The 21,918-nt window shown below is 56.2% G+C and carries 22 protein-coding genes; 19 read left to right on the forward strand and 3 right to left on the reverse strand.

Annotated elements, in window-relative coordinates; translation table 11 throughout:
- The first annotated feature begins 1 nt into the window (after window position 1).
- From HMPREF1627_RS08525 to HMPREF1627_RS08610, 19 genes are all read left to right on the forward strand, one after another.
- Window positions 2-646: an L-threonylcarbamoyladenylate synthase gene (locus tag HMPREF1627_RS08525; RefSeq protein WP_034502894.1), complete on the forward strand. Its 645-nt coding sequence runs from the start codon at window positions 2-4 to the stop codon at window positions 644-646.
- 19 nt (window positions 647-665) lie between these two features.
- Complete coding sequence (locus tag HMPREF1627_RS08530) at window positions 666-1,799, forward strand: glycosyltransferase family 4 protein (RefSeq protein ID WP_052040910.1); 1,134 nt, start codon at window positions 666-668, stop codon at window positions 1,797-1,799.
- Complete coding sequence (locus tag HMPREF1627_RS08535; protein ID WP_052040911.1) at window positions 1,796-2,227, forward strand: hypothetical protein; 432 nt, start codon at window positions 1,796-1,798, stop codon at window positions 2,225-2,227. The genes HMPREF1627_RS08530 and HMPREF1627_RS08535 overlap by 4 nt, the downstream gene beginning before the upstream one ends.
- 98 nt (window positions 2,228-2,325) lie before the next feature.
- Complete coding sequence (gene atpB, locus HMPREF1627_RS08540; protein WP_234305301.1) at window positions 2,326-3,213, forward strand: F0F1 ATP synthase subunit A; 888 nt, start codon at window positions 2,326-2,328, stop codon at window positions 3,211-3,213.
- 48 nt (window positions 3,214-3,261) lie between these two features.
- A complete protein-coding gene (gene atpE, locus HMPREF1627_RS08545; protein ID WP_009409252.1) occupies window positions 3,262-3,465 on the forward strand; it encodes an ATP synthase F0 subunit C in 204 nt (67 codons plus the stop codon).
- Window positions 3,465-4,028, forward strand: a complete 564-nt coding sequence (locus tag HMPREF1627_RS08550; RefSeq protein ID WP_009409253.1) for a F0F1 ATP synthase subunit B — start codon at window positions 3,465-3,467, stop codon at window positions 4,026-4,028. Before atpE ends, HMPREF1627_RS08550 begins: the two co-directional genes overlap by 1 nt.
- Window positions 4,028-4,816 carry a F0F1 ATP synthase subunit delta gene (locus HMPREF1627_RS08555; RefSeq protein ID WP_034502896.1) on the forward strand — a complete coding sequence of 263 codons (789 nt, stop codon included), beginning with the start codon at window positions 4,028-4,030 and terminating at the stop codon, window positions 4,814-4,816. The genes HMPREF1627_RS08550 and HMPREF1627_RS08555 overlap by 1 nt, the downstream gene beginning before the upstream one ends.
- 38 nt (window positions 4,817-4,854) lie before the next feature.
- The gene (gene atpA / locus HMPREF1627_RS08560) at window positions 4,855-6,495 is read left to right on the forward strand and encodes a F0F1 ATP synthase subunit alpha (RefSeq protein WP_034502899.1); all 1,641 of its coding nucleotides are present in this window, start codon (window positions 4,855-4,857) and stop codon (window positions 6,493-6,495) included.
- Window positions 6,496-6,497: 2 nt separating this feature from the next.
- Window positions 6,498-7,427, forward strand: coding sequence for a F0F1 ATP synthase subunit gamma (locus HMPREF1627_RS08565; protein ID WP_034502900.1), 930 nt, complete (start codon window positions 6,498-6,500; stop codon window positions 7,425-7,427).
- 26 nt (window positions 7,428-7,453) lie between these two features.
- Window positions 7,454-8,902: a F0F1 ATP synthase subunit beta gene (atpD, locus tag HMPREF1627_RS08570; RefSeq protein WP_019126158.1), complete on the forward strand. Its 1,449-nt coding sequence runs from the start codon at window positions 7,454-7,456 to the stop codon at window positions 8,900-8,902.
- 1 nt (window position 8,903) lies between these two features.
- Window positions 8,904-9,170 carry a F0F1 ATP synthase subunit epsilon gene (locus HMPREF1627_RS08575; RefSeq protein ID WP_034502902.1) on the forward strand — a complete coding sequence of 89 codons (267 nt, stop codon included), beginning with the start codon at window positions 8,904-8,906 and terminating at the stop codon, window positions 9,168-9,170.
- A gap of 64 nt (window positions 9,171-9,234) precedes the next feature.
- Complete coding sequence (locus tag HMPREF1627_RS08580; RefSeq protein WP_034502904.1) at window positions 9,235-9,633, forward strand: DUF2550 family protein; 399 nt, start codon at window positions 9,235-9,237, stop codon at window positions 9,631-9,633.
- A 30-nt stretch (window positions 9,634-9,663) separates the two neighbouring features.
- Window positions 9,664-10,362 (forward strand): endonuclease NucS, encoded by a 699-nt coding sequence (gene nucS / locus HMPREF1627_RS08585; RefSeq protein ID WP_034502907.1) that lies wholly within the window; start codon window positions 9,664-9,666, stop codon window positions 10,360-10,362.
- 7 nt (window positions 10,363-10,369) lie between these two features.
- The gene (locus tag HMPREF1627_RS08590; RefSeq protein WP_234305302.1) at window positions 10,370-11,446 is read left to right on the forward strand and encodes a DNA glycosylase AlkZ-like family protein; all 1,077 of its coding nucleotides are present in this window, start codon (window positions 10,370-10,372) and stop codon (window positions 11,444-11,446) included.
- Between the two features lie 86 nt (window positions 11,447-11,532).
- Window positions 11,533-12,723, forward strand: coding sequence for an N-acetylglucosamine-6-phosphate deacetylase (locus HMPREF1627_RS08595; protein WP_034502909.1), 1,191 nt, complete (start codon window positions 11,533-11,535; stop codon window positions 12,721-12,723).
- A gap of 68 nt (window positions 12,724-12,791) precedes the next feature.
- Window positions 12,792-13,016 carry a hypothetical protein gene (locus tag HMPREF1627_RS10820; RefSeq protein WP_072455524.1) on the forward strand — a complete coding sequence of 75 codons (225 nt, stop codon included), beginning with the start codon at window positions 12,792-12,794 and terminating at the stop codon, window positions 13,014-13,016.
- A 115-nt stretch (window positions 13,017-13,131) separates the two neighbouring features.
- Window positions 13,132-14,409, forward strand: coding sequence for a hypothetical protein (locus tag HMPREF1627_RS08600; protein WP_034502910.1), 1,278 nt, complete (start codon window positions 13,132-13,134; stop codon window positions 14,407-14,409).
- 1 nt (window position 14,410) lies between these two features.
- Window positions 14,411-15,424 (forward strand): hypothetical protein, encoded by a 1,014-nt coding sequence (locus tag HMPREF1627_RS08605; protein ID WP_034502913.1) that lies wholly within the window; start codon window positions 14,411-14,413, stop codon window positions 15,422-15,424.
- Between the two features lie 15 nt (window positions 15,425-15,439).
- The gene (locus HMPREF1627_RS08610; RefSeq protein WP_034502915.1) at window positions 15,440-16,360 is read left to right on the forward strand and encodes a tetratricopeptide repeat protein; all 921 of its coding nucleotides are present in this window, start codon (window positions 15,440-15,442) and stop codon (window positions 16,358-16,360) included.
- An 85-nt stretch (window positions 16,361-16,445) separates the two neighbouring features.
- On the opposite strand, the gene glgB is transcribed toward HMPREF1627_RS08610, so the two are convergent.
- From glgB to trpS, 3 genes are all read right to left on the reverse strand, one after another.
- On the reverse strand, window positions 16,446-18,632 hold the full coding sequence (gene glgB, locus HMPREF1627_RS08615) for a 1,4-alpha-glucan branching protein GlgB (protein WP_034502918.1): 2,187 nt from the start codon (window positions 18,630-18,632) through the stop codon (window positions 16,446-16,448).
- A 36-nt stretch (window positions 18,633-18,668) separates the two neighbouring features.
- Window positions 18,669-20,723 carry a maltotransferase domain-containing protein gene (locus HMPREF1627_RS08620; protein WP_420705313.1) on the reverse strand — a complete coding sequence of 685 codons (2,055 nt, stop codon included), beginning with the start codon at window positions 20,721-20,723 and terminating at the stop codon, window positions 18,669-18,671.
- Window positions 20,724-20,801: 78 nt separating this feature from the next.
- Window positions 20,802-21,902: a tryptophan--tRNA ligase gene (gene trpS, locus HMPREF1627_RS08625; protein ID WP_034502922.1), complete on the reverse strand. Its 1,101-nt coding sequence runs from the start codon at window positions 21,900-21,902 to the stop codon at window positions 20,802-20,804.
- Window positions 21,903-21,918: the final 16 nt, after the last annotated feature.

Below are 21,918 nucleotides of genomic sequence, written 5' to 3' on the forward strand. Positions count from 1 at the left end.
GGTGGAGCATATTCTTGATTGTCGCATGGGATGGGATCCGGCTGATCTCGCCTTTGTGAGTTCGCGAATTGCCAACGGAGACCTTGTTGTTCTCCCAACCGATACCGTTTACGGGATCGGAGTGCGTGCGGATAACCATGACTCAGTTCGCGCGCTGCTTGCCGCGAAAGGTCGGAATGAAACCATGCCCCCTCCGGTGCTGCTCGCCTCTGTCGAGCAGGCATACGAGGTCTCGACTGATTTGAGCGCAGACGCTATTCGGCTCATGGAATCATTCTGGCCGGGGGCGCTGACCGTGATCGTTCAAGCCAATCCGAGTGTTGACTGGGATCTGGGACAAACCGGTGGAACCGTTGCTTTGCGCATGCCCGCTCACGAGGCCGTGTGCGAGCTTTTGAGTGGTGTCGGCCCTATGGCGGTTACTTCCGCGAACCTCACGGGGCAGCCTCCCGCGACCAATGTGGAAGAAGCACGTGGATATTTCAGTGGCACTGTAGACTGTTACGTGGATTCAGGGCCGACCAAGAGCGCCGTTCCCTCAACAATCATCGATTGTGCGCATGGGGATGCGACACTGCTGCGCGAAGGCGCATGGGCCCTCAAAGATATTGCTACTGTGCTGGGATACCAGCCCGGAACGCGCTGAGGGAGGAGACATCGACGCCGTGAAGGTCTATGTCCTGCTGATGGTTGTCGCGGCCGCATTGACGGTCCTGTTGACTCCACTCGTGCGCTGGGCATGCCTGAAATGGGGGATCGTCCCCAAACTGCGAAGCCGCGATATCCAGGCTGCGCCGATTCCTCGGCTTGGAGGCATTGCGATCACCATTGCATTGGTCATCACAATGCTTATTAGTGCGCGCATTCCCTACATGGCACCGCTTTTTGAAACGAACGCGGCCTGGGCAGTTGTCGGCGGGGCGTGTGCGATGTGCGCCCTTGGCGTCGTCGACGATGTCGTAGAACTTGACTGGATGACGAAGCTGTCGGGGCAGATTCTCATTGCGGGATCGATGGCTTTCAACGGTGTCCAAATGGTCAGTTTCCCCATTTTTGGTCTGACGATTGGATCCTCGCGTCTGTCACTGATGCTCACTGTTCTTCTGATCGTCGGCATCATGAATGCGGTGAACTTTATTGACGGTTTGGACGGTCTTGCCGCGGGAATCGTTGGCATTGGAGCTGCTGCATTTTTCGTCTATTCCTATGTGCTCACCCGCATTATGGGAGCTGCCTCCTATGCGACCACCGCTTCGTTGGCGGTCATCACTTTGGTGGGAGTCTGCCTGGGGTTCCTCTGGTTTAATTACCATCCCTCGTCGATCATGATGGGCGGCGGCTCAGAAACAATGGGTCTTGTGCTTGCTTCCGCTGGCATCATCGTGACGGGCCAGGTTGACCCCTCGCTTCTGGGCAGTCAGCAACTCATCGTCTCCTTGCTTCCATTGCTATTGCCGATCTCCGTCATCCTCGTGCCCATCGGCGACCTCGTCGTGACCAGTGTTCGACGAATGCTCCGAGGAAAGAGCCCCTTCCACGCAGACCGTTCCCACTTTCATGACCGATTGCTTGAACGAGGCCACTCGCACCGCGGCGTTGTGGCAATTTTGTGGATGTGGACGGCTTTGGTTGCTTTCCCTCCCGTTGCTCTCTTGACGTATGACTGGAGGGTCGTCGCTTTGTGTACCCTCCCTGCGCTTTTCATCGGAATGCGTTTCACCGCATCGGAGTTCCCGACCTATTCCCTGTTATTTGGCCGCGGGCCTAGGCGCAGGCGAGAAAGAAGGAAGACGCAATGACTGACTTATTGCAGGCTCGAAGCGAAGAGCTTCTTCAAGCTGTTCGGCGCTTGGGATTCCTGATCCTCATTGGTGCCGGTGTTGCTCTGGGTTGGGCCCTGTACGCGGGGTGGGGACGCATGAGCCTTCTTCTTTCTGGCTGCATGATCGTTCTTGGTGCGGTCACAACAACCTGCGTTCGCAACATGATCTGTGCCGACTCTCTCAATCGTTCCGCATGGGTTTGGGCTCATATGGGAGGGACTTTTCTTGTCCTCATTATTGGGCTATTCCTGAGCAAAGCCTGGGGTATCTCGGCGATCGTCGTTGGACTTGTTCTCATTTGCGAGCATTTCCTCGTGTTCATCTTCCTTGGCGTTACTTTTTCGCGCATTATGCGTGGGGACTCTCGAACTGAGAGCACTTCGCATAACGAAGAAAGAGACTGAGGGATCTTTCAGAGGACAATCTCTGGACGTATAACTTCATCAATGCAACTAGCTGGGCTACACTAGACCGAGTTGACCCTAGTGAGGAAGTGAAACACGTGGAAGCGACAGTTCTCGGCGAAGAGAAAACCGCGCAGCGCAGCTACGCTATGCCTTTGTGGTACAAGGTTCTCATCGGTATTGTCGCGCTGATTGCTGCCGCAACATGTATTCCCGCTGTTACGCAGGCGCCCCACGCTCCCGGTATCCATGATTTCTTCCCCGATGCATTTTTCGGTGAGGGGACGCTCTTCCAATTCAACCGGCTGACGCTGGTGCGCGTGGTCGCTGGAATTACACTGTGCTTGGTTTTCTGGCTCGGTGCGCGCAGCGTCAAGCTCATGCCGGGGCGGGGACAGGTTCTCCTCGAAATGGCAGCCGAGTTTGTTCGCAATGGTATTTCCGTCGCGATGCTGGGTGAAGGACGAGGCCGTCGTTGGGCAGCCTTTATCGGTGTTGTTTTCTTCGGCGTCCTTTTTATGAATATCCAGGGGATTATCCCGGGAATGAATATCGCAGCTTCCTCTGTAATGGCTGTGCCGATTGTTTTCGCCATCATCGCCTACGTCTCTTTCGTGGGTGCTGGAATTAAACAGTACGGCTTCTTCCATTTCTTCAAGTCCCAGCTTTTCCCCAAGGGGTTGCCTTGGCCGATCTACTTCCTCATCACCCCCATCGAGTTCTTCTCGACTTTTATTGTCCGTCCCGCAACCTTGGCCATCCGTCTTCTGTGCAACATGATTTCAGGGCACCTGCTTCTTGCACTGACCTATTTTGGAACGTCAAATCTTCTCATCGCTGCGGGTATGAAACAGACTGGTGCCCTCTTAACTGGAGCTGGTGCGGTTGCGGCAACGCTCTTTGAAATTTTCGTCGCTGTCTTGCAGGCATACATTTTCGCCATGCTGACAGCGGTCTACATCAAGCTTTCAGTCGAAGAACACTAAAGGCTTCTTGCGCTTTCGACTGATTCACCAAAGGAAAAGGAAAGAAAAATGACCGGATCCCTTGCCTACATCGGCTACGGCCTGGCTGCAATTGGCCCTGGTATTGGTATTGGCCTCCTTGTGGGAAAGACCCAGGAAGCAACCGCACGCCAGCCTGAGATCGCCGGTAGGCTCTTCACCAACATGATTATTGGTGCAGCACTTGCTGAGGCTCTTGGCTTGATCGGCTTCGTTCTGCCCTTCATCGTCTGATGTTCGCACAGCTTGTTCCTATGTCCGAGGGATCGGTCGGAGGAATCGGCGTTGTTCTGCCCCCTCTTTATGAGATTTTCTGGTCAGCGCTGATCCTTCTGGTTATCCTCTTGGTCGTCGGTCTGTACGCGTTGCCGCGGATCTACTCCATGATCGACCAGCGGCGCGACGCCATTCAGGAAGGCCTCGACAACGCTGAGAAAGCTCGTGAAGATCTCTCTCTTGCTTCGCGTAAGAAAGACGAGATGCTTCGTGATGCTCAGGCTGAGGCTCACCAGATCCGTGAAGATGCACGCGCTCAAGCCCAGCAGATCGTCGCACAGGCACGTCTTGATGCGCAGGTAGAGGCTCAGCGCGTGCAAGATGCCGCTCAGCGTCAGATTCTTGCCGAGCGGCAGGCCGCGCAGATTAGCCTGCGTAGCGATGTTGGTCTGCTCGCAAGCGAACTCGCAGAGAAGCTCGTGGGTGAGCATCTGGAGAATACTGATCTCACTGCTCGCGTTGTGGATCGCTTCTTGGATGAACTCGAGGCTGAAGAAGTTCCCATTGGTGGTGTGAACTGATGACTCCTGAGTTGTTACGCGAACGTCTTGCGCAGGCGGGCGATGAGCGTATGAAGGTAGCGGAAGATCTTTTCGGCGTCGCAGATTTTTTGCGTACGAATTCTTCCGTCCAACGTGCACTCACTGACCCCTCGCGAGAACAGAGTGATAAAGACGCTCTTGTTGATCGTCTTTTCGCTCCGGTTGTATCTGCTGTCTCGATTCAGTGTCTGCATGACCTGGTAGCGGGTCACTGGTCCCGTCCGCGTGACATCGTGCACGCTGTCGAAGAAGCAGGCTGCGATGCAGTGCTGCTCAGCGCGCAATTTGATGGGGTATTGGAAGAAACAGAAGCTCAGCTTGTTGCGGTTTCTGTTTTCCTCCAGTCACATCGCGATCTCAGAAATGAACTCTCTGACCTGTCTGCCCTTTCTCCGAAGGGACGCGCAGATCTTGCCCAGTCGGTGTTCCAGAGTGTTCTTGGCCAGCCGAGTATGCGTCTTTTGCGCCGATGCGTGGGACGAACCTCGCATGGCCATCTCTTGGGAAAGCTGCGGGAATTGGCTGTCCGCGCGGCAAACCTCTCCGGTCGACGCTTCGTATTCGTTGAGTCGGCACACGAGCTGAGTGACGACCAGAAGATGCGTCTCGAGAAGATTCTTGAGACCAAGCTGGCCAGCCCCGTTTCGGCAACCTACACGCTGCGCCCCGAGCTGCTCGGCGGCCTCGTCATCCGAATGGGGACTGAGCGAGTTGATGCGTCGCTGGCCACACGAGTTGGCGCTCTAAAACGTTCGATCGTCGGTTAAGCCCGATGTGTCTGAGGAATAGATAGAAGGAATGCTCAATGGCTGATCTGTCCATTAGCCCCGAGGAAGTACGGGCGGCGCTCGACTCTTTCGTGGAATCGTATCAACCTGCACAGGTTGCGACCGATGAAGTCGGTCATGTTACCGAAACTGCCGACGGTATTGCCCACGTTGAAGGGCTTCCCGGAACTATGGCAAATGAACTCCTGCGTTTCGAGGACGGGACGCTCGGGCTTGCCATGAACTTGGAACAGCGCGAAATCGGTACCGTTGTCCTTGGGGATTTCTCCTCCATTGAAGAAGGACAGCCCGTTTACCGTACCGGTGAAGTGCTCTCAGTCCCCGTTGGTGATGGCTACCTCGGTCGTACCGTTGACCCGCTGGGCCGCCCCATCGACGGCCTCGGTGATATCACCGACCTGGAAGGTCGACGAGCACTGGAACTCCAGGCTCCCGGTGTCATGATGCGTAAATCGGTTCACGAGCCGCTGCAGACCGGCCTGAAAGCGATCGACTCGATGATTCCGATCGGTCGTGGTCAGCGTCAGCTCATCATTGGTGACCGTCAAACCGGTAAGACCGCAATCGCACTGGATACAATCATTAACCAGCGTGACAACTGGCTTTCCGGAGATGTCAATAAGCAGGTTCGATGCATCTACGTCGCCATCGGCCAGAAGGGCTCGACAATCGCTTCGGTTCGCTCGACTCTTGAAGACGCCGGAGCAATGGAGTACACGACGATCGTTGCTTCTCCGGCCTCGGATCCCGCCGGCTACAAGTACATGGCTCCCTACACGGGTAGCGCAATTGGTCAGCACTGGATGTACCAGGGTAAGCACGTCCTTATCGTTTTCGATGACCTTTCTAAGCAGGCCGAGGCCTACCGCGCAGTTTCGCTTCTTCTGCGCCGTCCGCCGGGGCGTGAAGCGTACCCCGGTGACGTTTTCTACTTGCACTCTCGCTTGCTGGAACGCTGTGCGAAGCTCTCCGACGAGCTCGGTGGGGGATCGATGACCGGTCTGCCGATTATCGAAACCAAGGCAAATGACGTTTCTGCCTACATTCCGACCAACGTTATTTCGATTACCGATGGCCAGATCTTCCTTCAGTCTGACCTCTTCAACTCGAACCAGCGACCGGCTGTTGATGTTGGTATTTCGGTGTCTCGTGTTGGTGGCGCCGCACAGATCAAAGCAATGAAGAAGGTCGCCGGTACCTTGAAGCTCACGCTTGCTCAGTACCGTTCGATGGCGGCCTTCGCGATGTTTGCTTCTGACCTTGATGCTGCAACACGTCGTCAGCTCACGCGCGGTGAGCGTCTCATGGAGCTTCTCAAGCAGCCGCAAAACTCGCCCTATGTTGTTCAAGACCAGGTTGCGTCCATCTGGGCCGGCACAAATGGTTACCTCGATGATCTTGAGGTCAGCGAAGTCCTTTCCTTTGAAAGCGGCCTGCTGGACTACTTGCGTGCAAACTCCACGGTGCTTGATGAGATCGCCGCAACCGGTGAGCTCTCGAAGGAAACCGAAGAAGCTCTGCGTGCTGCGGTTGAGACCTTCCATGGTCAATGGGTGAGTGCGAAGGCATCACCGGTCTCGCTTGATGACGCTGAGGTGCAGGCCGAGCGTTCTCAGGAAGAAATCGTTCGTTCGCGCCCGGTAGTGTCTGAGGCCTGAGTATGGGCGGACAACAAAGGATCTATAAACAGCGGATTGCATCTACGCAGACGCTGGCTAAGGTCTTTCGTGCGATGGAAATGATCGCGGCATCGCGAATCGGCGCCGCGCGTCGGGCAGCTACTGAACTTGGACCCTATGAAAAGGCTCTGACTCAGGCAGTTGCCGCTGTCGCTATCCATACTGACCTTGACCACCCGCTGACTCGTGAGCGTCACGATACGCCACGTGTCGCGGTCCTTGTGGTTGCTTCCGATCGAGGGATGGCCGGAGCCTACTCAGCAACGATTCTTCGCGAGGCCGAACGTCTTGTCGAACGCCTCGAAGAAGAAGGAAAAGTCCCGGTTCTGTACACCTATGGTCGACGTGCCCAGGCGTACTTCCGTTTCCGGGGCGTGGAGATCGAAGATTCGTGGGAAGGGGAGTCCGATTCACCTTCCCAGGAGATCAGCAATCAGATCGCTCGCGAGCTTCTTGAGCGCTTTACGGATTCAGATCCTATGACAGGCGTGTGCGAAGTTCATTTGGTCTACACGCGGTTCAAGTCGATGATGAGTCAGGTTCCTGAGGTTCGACGCATGATTCCTCTTTCCGTTGTCGATGCTCCTGAAGGGGATCGTGAACGCGATGAGGAACGCGGTGAGCACAAGGTGAATGCCGAGCTCTTCCCCGAGTACGAGTTCATTCCTTCACCCGAAGAAGTTCTTGACACCCTGCTTCCGCTGTATGTCTCGAGCAGGATCCGAAATGTTCTTTTGCAAGCTGCCGCATCAGAGTTGGCTTCGCGCCAGCGCGCAATGCATACGGCAACGGATAACGCAGAAGAGCTCATTACGAAATACACGCGTCTGGCGAATTCGGCCCGTCAGGCGGAGATCACTCAAGAGATCACTGAAATCGTGGGCGGTGCCGACGCATTGGTCCAGGGCTGAGGCCCGTGCACATGGAGAAAATAGAAATGACTACTACTTCAACGGGACAGGGACGGGTCGCACGTGTTGTCGGACCGGTTGTCGATGTTGAGTTCCCGCCGGACGCAATTCCTCCCTTGTACAACGCATTGCACGTTGACGTGAATCTTTCCGGGCAGAGCGAAGGTGAATCCGGCGTTCAGACGATCACCCTTGAGGTTGCTCAGCACCTCGGCGACAACCTGATTCGTGCGATTTCGCTCAAGCCGACCGACGGTATGGTTCGTGGTTCGGTTGTCACCGATACCGGTGCTCCGATCTCGGTTCCGGTAGGCGACATCACGAAGGGTCACGTTTTCAACGTGACCGGTGAGGTCTTGAACCTTAAGCCAGGTGAACATCTGGAAATCACCGAGCGCTGGCCCATTCACCGCCAGCCTCCGGCATTCGACCAGCTTGAGGCCCGTACGAAGATGTTCGAAACGGGCATCAAGGTTATCGATTTGCTCACCCCATATGTTCAGGGTGGCAAGATCGGCCTCTTCGGTGGCGCAGGCGTGGGCAAGACCGTTCTGATTCAGGAAATGATTCAGCGTGTTGCTCAGAACCACGGTGGCGTTTCGGTTTTCGCTGGTGTTGGTGAGCGTACCCGTGAAGGTAACGACCTGATTCACGAAATGGAAGAGGCCGGTGTCTTCGATAAGACGGCACTTGTCTTTGGGCAGATGGATGAACCGCCGGGGACCCGTCTTCGTATCGCGCTGACCGGTTTGACCATGGCAGAGTACTTCCGCGATGTTCAGCATCAGGATGTGCTGCTCTTCATTGACAACATCTTCCGTTTCACCCAGGCCGGTTCAGAGGTTTCGACGCTTCTGGGCCGTATGCCCTCCGCTGTCGGTTACCAGCCGAACCTTGCTGATGAAATGGGACAGCTTCAGGAACGTATTACGTCTGCTGGTGGTCACTCGATTACGTCGCTGCAAGCAATTTACGTTCCCGCTGACGACTACACTGACCCGGCACCTGCTACGACCTTCGCCCACTTGGACGCAACGACTGAGTTGTCGCGTGAAATTGCATCACGCGGTATTTACCCTGCTGTTGATCCATTGGCATCGACGTCTCGAATCCTTGATCCGGCACTGGTCGGTCGTGAGCACTACGACACTGCTACTCACGTGAAGGCGATCTTGCAGAAGAATAAGGAACTGCAAGACATCATTGCCATTTTGGGCGTTGATGAATTGTCTGAAGAAGACAAGGTCACCGTTGCACGTGCACGCCGCATTGAGCAGTTCCTCTCGCAGAACACCTACATGGCTGAAAAGTTCACCGGTGTTGAGGGCTCGACTGTTCCGTTGTCCGAGACCATCGAGGCCTTCAAGCGAATTGCTGAGGGCTACTACGATCAGGTCCCGGAGCAGGCCTTCTACAATATTGGTGGCATCGACGATCTTGAACGTCGTTGGCACGAGATCGAGAAGGATAACTGACGTGCCTGCCACCGATAAGTTGCAGGTCGAGATCGTTTCACACGAAGGTAGGCTTTGGCACGGTAGTGCATCTCAGGTCAGCTTTCCGGCAACGGACGGCTCCATCGGTGTGCTTCCTGGACGGCAACCGGTTCTTGCGGGTCTTGTTCCCGGACGTGTGAGTATCACGACTGAGCAAGGAGTTGTCGACTTCGATATCGATAAAGGTCTGGCTTCAGTAGATTCCGACTTTATTACGATTGTTGCGGAACACGCCTCCCAGATGTGAGTGAGCGGTGTGCGGGCTTAAACTGTCCGCACACCCTCATTTTCATTTTCTTCAGGAGGTTTTCATGGTTTTCGTTATTTACGCGATCGTGGTCCTCCTCCTTACCCTTTTTGCCCTCTGGGGCTACGTTAACGTGCGCGCTCGTCGCCTCGACCAGCAAGTCGGCGCCTTCCGCGCATGGGCACGTCTCGATTCGCATTCGGGCTGGATGTCAGGCATTGGCCAATATCAGGGTGATCGTTTGTGCTGGTATCGCCTCATTGCGCTTTCGATGAAGCCTCATGTTGTTCTCCCCAGGCACGGCTTTGAAGTTTCCCTTCCCCTGCAGCGCTCGACCGATGGCTCCATGGTCGAGGTTCGACTGACTTCAGGGGATGTTTTTTTGGATATTGCAATCGAACCTTTGACCTACAACGGTCTTGTGTCCTGGTGTGAGTCTGAACCGCCCGCAATTCAAAGTTAAGTTGTACTCGAAGTCCTGAAAGGCGGGCTTGTGCGCGTCCTTATTGCCTCTTGCACAGTTGATTACTCTGGTCGTCTCAGTGCGCACCTCGATCGTGCGGTCCGCTTGATTATGCACAAAGCGGATGGTTCAGTCCTCATCCATTCTGATGGTGGATCATACAAACCCCTGAACTGGATGAACGCGCCTTGCACTGTCACTACTGAAACCCCTGAAGAAGGCGAAGAACTCGACGGCGTCACGCAGATTTGGCAAGTACAAGCCGATAAAACGGATGACCGTCTTGTCATCCGAATTCACGAAATCATTAGCGATGTGAGCGAGGAATTCGGCGTCGACCCGGGCCTGGTCAAAGACGGGGTTGAAACGCACCTTCAGGAACTCCTCGCCGAACAGGTTCCTCAGATCCTAGGGGAGGGGTGGGAACTTGTTCGCCGCGAGTACCCCACACCGGTCGGCCCCGTTGACCTCTTAGTGCGAGACCCGCAAGGACTCCCAGTCGCGATCGAGGTGAAGAGGCGCGGTGGAATGGATGGCGTTGATCAACTCACGCGTTACCTCTCTCTTTTGGGACGCGATCCACTTCTTGACGGGATTCGCGGCATCTTTGCAGCTCAAGAAATCACCAAACAGGCCCGTACGCTTGCTGAGGACCGTGGGATTGACTGCTTGATCCTGGATTACGACGCGATGCGCGGTTTCGACGATCCCGACTCGCGTTTGTTCTAGCCCCGCGATGGACGCATCTACCCAGCGAAGCCTCGCTCGCATCATCAGCCAGGGCCTCGTCACATCCACCGCAGCTGAGGACCCTCATGATGCTGTACGCACGCTTCTTGCTCTCCAGGCACAGCAACCATCCTCAGTTCCTTGGGCGATCAATCTTCGCCTTCGCATGCCTTCGATTGCACAGATTGATCAGGCTTTCGACAACTGCCAGCTTGTGCGTTCGTGGCCCATGCGTGGCACTATTCACGTCACCTGTGGCGAGGACCATCATTGGCTCCGCTTGCTGCTACGGCATCGATATAATGGATGGCTACGCTCTTTTGAAGAAGAAGGATTGACTCGAGGCCTCCTCAATGAAGCGGCGCAGATCGCATGTAAGCAGATTCGCGACTTCGGGCCGCAAAGTCGAGAAGAGCTCTGCAAGGCCTGGGAGGACGCGGGGATCCGGACAGGGACGGGACCGCAGCGCGAGGCTGCGCGTCGAGCGGGGGAGAAGGGGATCTTCCTTGATCGCCGGCACCTCTTTTTGGACCTGCATATTTCTGGCTATCTTGCTGCAGGCCCGAGGCGGGGAAATTCTTTCCTTTTCATTGACGCGGGCAAGCTAGCGCCTGCGGAGGGCGTGGCTCAGGGAGAAAGAGATTACGAGGCCGCGCTGGTCTACCTTGCGCGCCGTTACGCCTGGGGACACGGGCCAGTGAGCGCTGAAGACCTTGCCCGTTGGGCGGGCATCCCCAAGCGCGAGGCCGCTCGAGCTTTAGACGGCGCTGCACAGGAAAAGCGCGGGCACAACTTTCCGATTATCCACACGCAGATGGGGTACCACCGTGCCGATCTTGACGCACTTCTGCGCGCTCATAGTGAGGAAGCACGTTCGCTCATTTCATGCCCGTCTTTTGATGAGATTCATGTTGGTTATGCAGACCGTTCGTGTCTAGCTGACGCTCAAGCAGAACACGCAATTTGCCCAACAAAGAACGGAATGTTTCGCCCTTTCATCATTGAAAACGGCCGTGTCATTGCGGTGAAAGACCCACGCGCGGTTATCAATTTGTCGATTCTTATGAAGGCGCGCTGTCCTTAGCATCTCTTGAACAAGCGGAGGCAATTGCTCAGGTGATGAGCGGAAATTGACTGCGAAAGCGCTGGCCAGTGTGACAAAATAGAGCTATGGATCAACAAATTATGCGAGGCCGCGTAATCCTGAAGGACTCCATCATTGACGATGGTGTTATTGAGATCGAAGGCCAATTCATTACCCGTGTATGTGCCGCTACAGAATATGAAGGAGATCTTCCTGCTCCCAGTGATTCAACCTTCCTTCCCGGGCTGGTTGATGTTCACTGCCACGGCGGCGGTGGAGAGTCTTTCCCCAATGCAACAACTGGCGAAGCGGCAATGGTTGCAGTCATGGAGCATCGTCGCCATGGTACGACCAGCCTGGTTGCTTCATGTGTGACGGCCGATGCCGATACTCTGAAAGCCCGTGCACGCACTCTTGCTTCTTTGGCGAAGCAGGGGGAACTTGCCGGAATCCACTTCGAGGGTCCTTTCGTTTCACACGCACGCTGCGGAGCGCAAGATCCCACCTATATCGTCGATCCCGATCCCGATCTCACTCGAGAATTGATCGAGCTGTGTGAGGGCTATGCCCTCTCCATGACCCTTGCCCCCGAAAAGCCTCGCGCATACGGTGAAGGCTCGGTCGCGGAAGCCCTGATCGACGGGGGAGCGCTTCCCTCATGGGGACATACGGATTCGACTTCTGTATATGCTCGCGAGGCATTGGAATATTCGCGTGCACGTTTTGCCCAGTCCAACACCAGCCGTGGCCCGCGCGCGACCATTACCCACCTCTTCAATGGGATGCGCCCGCTTCACCACCGCGACACCGGCCCGATCGCAGAGTTCCTCTCCGATGCCGCACGCGGCGGCGCTGTTGCTGAACTCATCTGCGACAACGTCCATGTCGATCCGCTTCTGGTTCGTGACGTTTACGAGTTGGTGGGCCGCGACCACGTCGTTTTTATTACGGATGCGATGGCAGCTGCCGGCATGCCCGATGGTGCTTACACCCTCGGTCCTCAAGACGTTGTGGTTCGTGATGGCATTGCCCGTCTCGCTCAAGGAGAATCCATTGCAGGTGGAACTGCACACCTGCTGGATTGTGTGCGTGTTGCTTCCACTCTTGGTGGGATTCCGCTGGTGGATGCTGTCTACATGGCCTCGGTACAGGGCGCAACCATCCTGGGTGATGATCGCATTGGCTGCCTTGAGGCCGGTAAGTTCGCCGATGTGGTCGAGGTTGATTCTGCTCTTAATGTGCGTCGGGTTTTGCGCCGTGGCACAGTAGTGGAGTGAGAGGAAAGCGATCTCGTAAGCGTCCCTGGGGCGAGAGCAGGCCACTTCAGGTCTCTGCTCTCGCCTCGATGGCGCACAGCGAAATTGGGCCCGATGGCGATTACTATCAGGTCCAGTATCTTCGGACATCCTCCAAAACCTACACATGTCCCGCGTGTTTGCAGCCCGTCACGGTGGGGAGTGCACATGTCGTCGCCTGGCCTGAAGAACGTGCTTACGGTTTAGAACAGGGTGTTCGCGCTCGGCGACACTGGCACCTTAACTGTTGGAAACGTGGTCTTCGACCGGCATAATGGGCGTGATCGGCTACGTGCACGTGGCGTGAGACACCTCCAGTATGCACTCGTGTTGTTTGCCCGTAGAGTTACAACTAGAGGTTGACAGTATCCCATTACTAGGAGAGTCCGAGTGGATCAGCTCAAGAGATTTCCAGGAGCAGTTGCTGCATGTGCAGTTGCGGTGATTGCAGCGATCGTTGCCGTGCTGGCTTTGACTATTTGGAAGCCTGCGCAGCAAATCAGTGCCACCGTTTCACCCGAGCAGCCGGTTGTTATCACCCGAGAGGGGCTTTTCCAACTTGAGGGCGGCGAAGTCACGGTTACCGCTTCCTCGGCATCTGGTCAACAAGTCACGATGGCACTGGGTACGTCTTCTGATGTTCGAGGCTGGGTTTCAGACCTGTCCTACGCTGAAATTACCGGTATTTCCGCCAACCGCAGCAATCTTTTGACCCAGGGACACGACGCGCAAGTAAGCGCTTCTCCCACGCCGACGCCTTCTCCTTCCCCCTCGAGCGAGCAGCCTCAGAATCCGGAGGCATCCCCCCAGCCTTCGCCTTCCACGAGCGCAACGCCGAGTTTGTCGGCAGCTGGCGGAGATATGTGGCTTGACGAGGCCACCGCCGCCTCGAGTGCGACCATGACTCTTCGCGATGTCCCCGCAGGCCGCTCCCTTGTCATTACCTCGGATGGAAAGACCGCTTCCGACCTGACCGTCACCATGACGTGGAAGACCCCGCACAAGAACGTCTTGGCCATCGCTTCGGGGATCATTGCTCTGCTCTTCCTGTTGATCGCTGGTGCACTGGTGGGATTCGCTCTTTGGCGCGAACGTCAACACTCGGATATGCATACTGACGAAGACGATCCTCAAGCTCCTTCGAAGGCGCTGTCTTTCTTTGAGGAAGAAGCTGCCGGAGAGCCGGAACTCCCGGCGAGTGAAGATGATGGCCTCGTGGAAGAAGAACTTCTCTCCAGTGAAGATGAGGAGGCTTTTGAGGAAGAGGAAAACGCAGGCAATGAGTATCCCTCTGAGGATCCAGCGGTTGTTGATGAAACTGAAGACAATACGCAGCCTGAAGAAGAACCACGGTTTGGTCGTCACGGGATTGTGAGCGAGGACGAACACGTTGATCCTCCCCAGCGTGAATCCACGGACACCGGCATTATCGACTTGTCGAGCATCCGACCTGGCGCTGTCTTGCCCTCTCGTCGTGCACTGCGTCAGGCGCGTGAAAATGGCGAGAATCGCGTGGTCATTGGCGGACAGGAATTCGACACTGGACTGATTCCACAGGTTTCCAAGGACGAAGAAGGAACAGGCGAAGAAACTGCCGAGAAACGTCCGTGGGGTCAGATTATCGGTGGATGGATGTCCTCTAAGGAACGCGGAAAGAAGGAGCAGTGATATGAGCGCACGACGTTTTCTTCCTGTTTTTGTCATTCCCGCTTTCGTTCTGGCTGCCTGCAGCAGCGGGGACTTGGTTGCTCCCGAAACCACTGCTCAGGCCTCGGCCAGTGCACCGAACTTAGATTCTGCCCGCGTCGAGCGCATTCTCGATTCGATTCAAGACACGCTCAACACGGCGGATTCCAGTCGCGATCCCGCGCTTCTTCAGGCTCGTCTTGAAGGTGGCGCTCTGCGTATGCGCGCGGACCAATACGCCGCAGCGAAAGCCACAAATACTGAGGTCTCCAAACTCATTGTGAATGAAGGATCGGTTGCGGTCTCAAATTCGAATGATTGGCCTCGCGTCATTGTGAATGTTTCGAATCCGGATCGAACCTCTTTGCCGGTGATCGCTTTCGCAGTCCAAGAGGATGCACGCTCACAGTACAAACTTCTGGGGTGGGCGCGTGCGCTGGGCGGTGCACAGTTCCAGCTCGATAACATGGAAAAGGGCTCCGCACCTTTGAGCGCGGATGCTCAGGGCTACGTCAAGACCCCGAAGGAAGCGCTGCAGGGTTACGTTGATATGCTCAACTCCGGCAACGCTGGGAACGACCAGTATTCCGGTGATGACTTTGCTCGCCGCTACCTTCAAGACGCAAAGAGCCTGAATGATGCTGTGCAGGCAGCAGGAAACGTTCAAGCTCATGCTGAAGTCTCGGACGAGTTCCCCATCGTTGGTGTCCAGCTGGTTGACGGTTCGTCACTGGTCGTTGCTTCCTTCACCTATACTCAAACCTATCAGCGTACTGTTGCTCGCTCGACAATGCGTCTGGGAGGAACGACTGCAGCCCTTGCTGAGGGCGACGATGATACCGTTAAGGGGAAGGCAACAGCGACCTACGTTGCAACGGTCCTCTTGCACATCCCAAAGTCGGGTTCTGATTCACAGGTGATCAGCGTGGTGGGTGCCGAACGTGCACTCGGCTCGGTCGTAAAGGACGATAACGCGGGCAACCCTGATCAACGTTAAGGGAGATTAATAGATATGAATAACGAGGCTCATAACCCTCAGCCTGCAGATTCTCACGGCGCAGTGGATCTGAGCGCCGCTACAGCGCGAGGTAACTCTTCGGGTGGAGTGCAGCCGGCAGCCCAGGGAAATCCTGCGATGCAGGCTCCGATGTCCCAGCAGGGGGCGGGCCTTGATATTCCTCTTGTCGATACCTGCGATGATTCGACTTTCGAGGCCGTCGCCGCGCGCTCGCAACAGGTGCCCGTGGTCATCGTGCTTTGGGCAGCTCAGTCATTGGAGTCCAAGCAGCTTCTGGCAACTTTGGAAGAACTTGCTCGGGACAAGATGGGCGCTTTCCAACTTGTGGAAATCGATGCCGCTCGTGCACCGCGCGTGGCGCAGGCCTTCCAGGTACAAGTTATTCCCACTGTTGTTGCTTTGGTCGGCGCCCGTCCGGTTCCTCTTTTCCAGGGAGTTGCTCCCAAGGAACAGGTCGCACCGGTTATCGAAGATCTTCTTCGAGCCGCCCAGCAAATGGGTGTAACCGGACGAGTTGCCGTGAGTGGAGAGGACGTCGCGAAGCCGATCCCCGAAGAACATCTCCCGGCTCTGGAAGCTGAAGAACGCGGTGACTTAGAAGGCGCGCGCGCAGCTTGGGACAAGATTATTGAATTGAATCCCCGTGATGAAGACGCAAAAGATCATCGTGCACGTGTGAATCTTCGTTTGCGTGAAAGCTTGGCAAGCGATGATCCCTCTGCCCGCGCCGATGCACTCTTTGCCGCAGGCCAGTACGCCGAGGCTTTTGAGGTCCTCTTGCAGCTCATGGAGGATGCTTCGGAAGAAGAAAAAGAAGACTATCGCGTACGTCTCTTGGATCTTTTCCGCATCGCCGGGAACACTCCCGAAGTTAAGGCGGCTCGTCGTCGTCTCTCATCCCTGTTGATGATCTGATCAGACGGCAGCTTACTTTAGAGCACGTTAAAGGGAGTGGGTGCGGATCCTAGGATCCGCACCCACTCCCTTTTTCTAGTAGCTGTTACTTTTCAGGAGCGAGCCAGAGACCACCCAGAGGCGGAACTCGAAGTTCGACTGAGAAAGGACGTCCATTCCACGGGACTTCTTCGGCGACAAGGTCTCCGATATTCACCACTCCAGATCCGCCGAAGGCAGGATCATCTGTGTTTACGACTTCGCGCCAGGTGCCGCCGTGTGGCAAACCAACGCGGTAGCCCTCGTGGGGGTTACCCGCAAAGTTCACGACGCACACAAGCTCATCGTGAGCGCTGTGTCCGCCAGCGGCCTCGGACTTACGAATGTAGGAAATGAGGTTGTGATCGCCATCGGAGGCGTCGATCCACTCAAATCCGGTGTAGGTATCGTTCCACAGTGCTGCGTGGGCGCTGTAGAGCTCGTTCAAACGCGAGACCAAGGCAGCCATTCCAGCGTGATCGGGGCGATCGTAGAGCCACCAATCAAGAGAATAGCTTTCGTTCCACTCTTGCTCCTGGGCGAATTCTTGTCCCATAAAGAGGAGCTGCTTGCCGGGGTGAGACCACTGGTAGGCATACAGTGCGCGCAGGCCCGCCATCTGTTGCCAATGATCGCCCGGCATCTTTGAGACAAGCGCGCCCTTACCGTGAACAACCTCATCATGAGACAGGGGCAAGACATAGTTCTCGGAGAAGGCGTAGACCAAGGAGAAGGTGAGCTCACCGTGGTGCCACCGGCGATTGACCGGATCTTCCGAGAGATAGCGCAGGGTGTCGTTCATCCACCCCATGTTCCACTTCATGCCAAAACCGAGGCCTCCGCCGGAAGTAGGAGCAGTCACTCCTGGCCAAGCGGTTGACTCTTCGGCAATCATGACGATGCCCGGGTGCAAGCGGTATGCCGTTGCAGTTGCTTCTTGAAGGAAGGAGATCGCCTCGAGGTTTTCACGCCCACCATACTGGTTGGGGCGCCACTGACCGTCCTTGCGGGAGTAATCGAGGTAGAGCATCGATGCTACTGCGTCAACGCGTAGACCATCGATATGGAACTGGTCGAGCCAGTAGAGAGCATTGGCAACGAGGAAGTTACGAACTTCCGTGCGTCCAAAGTTAAAGACGTAGGTTCCCCAGTCGGGATGTTCCCCGCGGAGAGGATCCGGGTCTTCATAGAGGGGAGTGCCATCGAAGCGAGCCAGTGCCCAGTCGTCCTTGGGGAAGTGGGCGGGGACCCAGTCCAAGATCACGCCGATGCCTTCTTGGTGGAGACGATCAACTAGGTAACGGAAGTCGTCGGGGGTTCCGTAGCGTGAGGTTGGTGCGTAGTAGGAGGTTACCTGGTATCCCCAGGAACCGCCGAAGGGGTGCTCGGCAAGGGGCATGAACTCAACGTGCGTGAAGCCCATCTTCTTGACGTAGGGGATGAGTTCATCGGCAAGACCGCGGTATCCCAGATCTTGCTTCCACGAACCCGCATGGACCTCATAAATGGACATTGGGCCTGAATGCGGATTTGTCTCTTCCCGCGCACGCAGCCATTCCTGGTCTCCCCATGTGTGGAATACATCGGTCACCACTGAAGCGGTTGCGGGAGGAATCTCGGTTGCTCGGGCCATCGGGTCGGCCTTTTGGAACCAATCACCCGAGGGGCCTTGGATTTCGAACTTGTAGCGAGCGCCTACGCCAACGCCGGGAACGAAGAGCTCCCACACTCCCGAGGCTCCCATGGAACGCATTGAGTGGGCGGTACCATCCCAGAAGTTGAAGTCGCCGACGACGCGAACCGCGCGAGCATTGGGCGCCCACACTGCGAAGGCAACGCCGTCGACCGGTCCCATGACGCCGTCGAAATGGGTGATATGCGCTCCCAAGACCTCCCAGAGACGTTCGTGGCGTCCCTCGCCGATGAGATAGGTATCCATCTCTCCAAGAGTCGGGAGGAAGCGATACGGATCGTCAACGACTTGTGAGTGATCTCCGTAGGTGACACGCAGACGGTAGTCGGGGATATCGTCTGCCTCGAAAGCACACACCCAGACCCCAGAATGCTCATGGGTCGCGGGGAGCGTCCTATCGGGAGTAATCACCTCGACAGAATCTGCTAGGTGGTGAACACTACGAATGGTGACGACGCCGTCACTAAGGTGTGCTCCCAACACATCGTGAGGAAGAGCGTAGCGTCCTTCGGCTACTGCATCGAGGACGTCTGTGGCCACTGATGTCGCTTGAGGTTCCATGTGTTCATCATCTCATGTTCGAAGGTGATCGTGTAATTACTCGGTTTCGATGGCCATGACATGGCCGAGTCGATCCCAGGGAGACAGTCGGACCCAGTTGGTCGTTGACCAGGAGTAACGCTGTCCGTCGAGTTCATCAACAACCGTGAAGTTAGCTGATGAGGTTCCCAATGAAAGCCCGCTCAAATCAACGTGAACTTCACCCTCAACCGTATTTTCCGGATCGAGTGAAAGAACGACGATGACGGTGTCGGGCACTCCAGTAGGAGAAAAACGAGCAGGAACGTGCTTTGAGAAGCACAGAAGTCGGTCCGATGTCGTGGGATGAATACGTAAGTCGTGGAGCTGACGCAATGCGGGGTGGCGCTCACGCGCACTGTTGAGCAGCGTCAATAGAGCAGGAATTCCTGTCCCTTGGGCAAGCTTGGGATCACGAGGCCTGAACTCGTACTTTTCGTTGTCATTGGGTTCTTCAGCTCCGGGACGCTGGACGTTTTCAACCCATTCGTAGCCCGAGTAGATTCCCCATGAGGGAGCCCCAAGGGCGGCAAGCATAGCGCGGATTGCAAAAATTGCAGTCCCGCCCGTCGTCATTTGAGGCGTGAGAATATCGTGGGTCGTCGGCCAGAACGTCGGGCGAATGAGGTGAGCTGTTTCTTGGGAGAGCTCGGTGAGATACTCTTCGATTTCTTCCTTGTAGGTTCGCCACGCGAAGTAGGTGTAGGACTGGTCAAATCCGACAGCACCCAAGGTTCGCATCATCGCAGGACGGGTGAAGGCCTCGGCAAGGAAGATCACGTCCGGGTAGCGCGTGTGAAGTTCTTCTAAAAGCCGCAGCCAGAAGGGGACTGGTTTCGTGTGCGGGTTATCAACGCGGAAGATCTTGACGCCGTGAGAGATCCACAGTTCAAGCATGTCGCGGATAGCCGTGTAAATCCCCTCGGGATCTCGATCGAAATTCAGGGGATAAATGTCCTGATACTTCTTTGGGGGATTCTCGGCGTAGGCGATGGAGCCGTCGGCACGCTGCGAGAACCAGTCGGGATGCTCACTGACCCACGGGTGATCGGGCGAGCACTGTAATGCGATATCGAGCGCGACTTCGAGGCCGAGTTCGCGTGACTGCTCGACGAAATAATCGAAATCATCGAAGTTGCCGAGCTCGGGATGGATCGCGTCATGTCCGCCTTCGGCTGAGCCAATTCCGTACGGGCTTCCAGGTTCGCCCTTGTGAGCGATCAGAGCATTGTTTTTACCCTTGCGGTTGGTCAATCCAATGGGGTGGATGGGCGTCAAATAGATGACGTTAAATCCCATTGAGGCAATCCTTGGCAAGTCCTCGACAGCGGTGCGCAAGGTGCCTGAGACCCAGCGTCCCTTTGAGTCTTGGAAAGCGCCGTGGGAACGCGGGAAAATTTCGTACCATGCACCGGCAAGAGCGCGGTTGCGGGCAACGAAAAGGGGGTAGGTGCGCGTCGAACCGTAGAGGTCTCTGAGGGGGAACTGCCTAAATACCGCGCGCACGGGCGCCGAGAGACCAGCTGAAAGACGACGCTGGGGAGTTTGCGAGGCATCGCGCAATCCCTTTGCCGCGTCCAAGAGAGTATCGATTGCTGAGCGCGTTGGCTGGGTTTGCGAGGGATTGTTGAGTGCCTCGCCTCGGGTGGCACGTTCCATCAAGAGCGCACCTTCCTCGAGCATCAGCTCGACGTCGACACCCGCGCCGATTTTGACCGAGGCGTCATGGCGCCACGTCGCATAAGGGTCAGACCAGGTATCGATCCTGAAACTCCACTGACCGACGGAATCCGGCATCACCCACGCTTCATAGCGGTCAAGGCCGGGAGCGATGTCGCGCATAAGCGCGCGTGAATGAATCGACCCACCCGGGCGCAGGAGAACTGCCTCGGCTGCGTAGCAATCGTGCCCTTCTCTAAAGACCGTCGCTCGGATAGGGAAAGCCTCAAAAGCAGTGGCTTTGGCGGGAAGATTTCCGTCCTCGACGACGGGGAAAACTTCAGTTGCGGGGATGCGGGCCAGAAGTGTCTCGTTCACATATCTAAGCGTAATCGAAATTGTGAGCGTCGACATACTCTAGCCACTGAGAGGTTGCTGAGAAGACAAAAATGGTGGTGATCCTTACGCGGATCACCACCATTTTTATGAACTTCAGTAGACCATGTGCATAGCCTGACGAACCTCGTTCAGTGTCTGTTCTGCCTGCTCGTTCGCCTTCTCATTTCCTTGGCGAAGAATGGAGAGCAGGTAACCCGGATCTGCGGCCAGTTCTTCGCGGCGAGCGCGGATGGGGGCGAGCATCTCATTGAGTGCCTCGGTAACGGTTGCCTTGAGCATTCCGCCGCCGCCGTCTCCGATCCTCTCGGCGATGGCGGCGGGATCCTCACCCGTTGCCAGTGACGCCAACATCAGCAGGTTGGATACCTCGGGACGATTCTCGGGATCGTAGGTGATATGACGATCCGAATCCGTCTTCGCACGCTTCAAGATACGAGCGGTCTCATCTGCACTCATCGCAAGCTCGATCGTGTTTCCACGCGACTTCGACATCTTTGTGCCGTCAGTCCCCAGGAGGAGGGGAGTCTCAGATAGGAGCGCATCAGGGCGCGGGAAGACTGCGCGCTTGGGGTCGACGCGCCCGTAACGCTTGTCGAAGCGTTGAGCGATCAAGCGTGTCTGCTCGATGTGGGGGAGCTGGTCTTGTCCAACAGGAACAAGATTTGCCTTGCAGAACAAAATGTCGCATGCCTGGTGAACCGGGTAGGTCAGCATCAAACCGGTCATCGCGCGTCCATCGGTTGCCTCAAGCTCAGCCTTCACCGTGGGATTGCGATGCAATTCTGACTCGGTGACCAGCGACAGGAAAGGAAGCATCAGCTGGTTGAGCGCAGGAATGGATGAGTGGTTAAAGATCGTTGTCTTTTCTGGATCGAGTCCAACTGCCAAGTAGTCGGTAACGAGGCCTAAAACGCGTTCCTCAATGGGGCCAACTGCGTCCCGGTCGGTGATCACCTGGTAGTCGGCGACCAGAACCCAGGTGTCAATGCCGCGGTCTTGAAGAAGAACGCGATTGCGCAGAGTTCCAAAGTAATGCCCCAAGTGGAGACGGCCGGTGGGGCGATCTCCAGTTAATACGCGGAATCGCGAGGGGTCCTGGTCGATGGCCTCTTCGATTTCCTTCGAACGTGCGATTGAACGTGCGAGGGATGCATCAGAGGTAGATTGCTCAAGTGTTTCTTCGCTGCTAGTCACTAGGCCAGTCTAGCGT

It is taken from the genome of Actinomyces sp. S6-Spd3 (assembly GCF_000758755.1).
Classification (GTDB): Bacteria; Actinomycetota; Actinomycetes; order Actinomycetales; family Actinomycetaceae; genus Pauljensenia.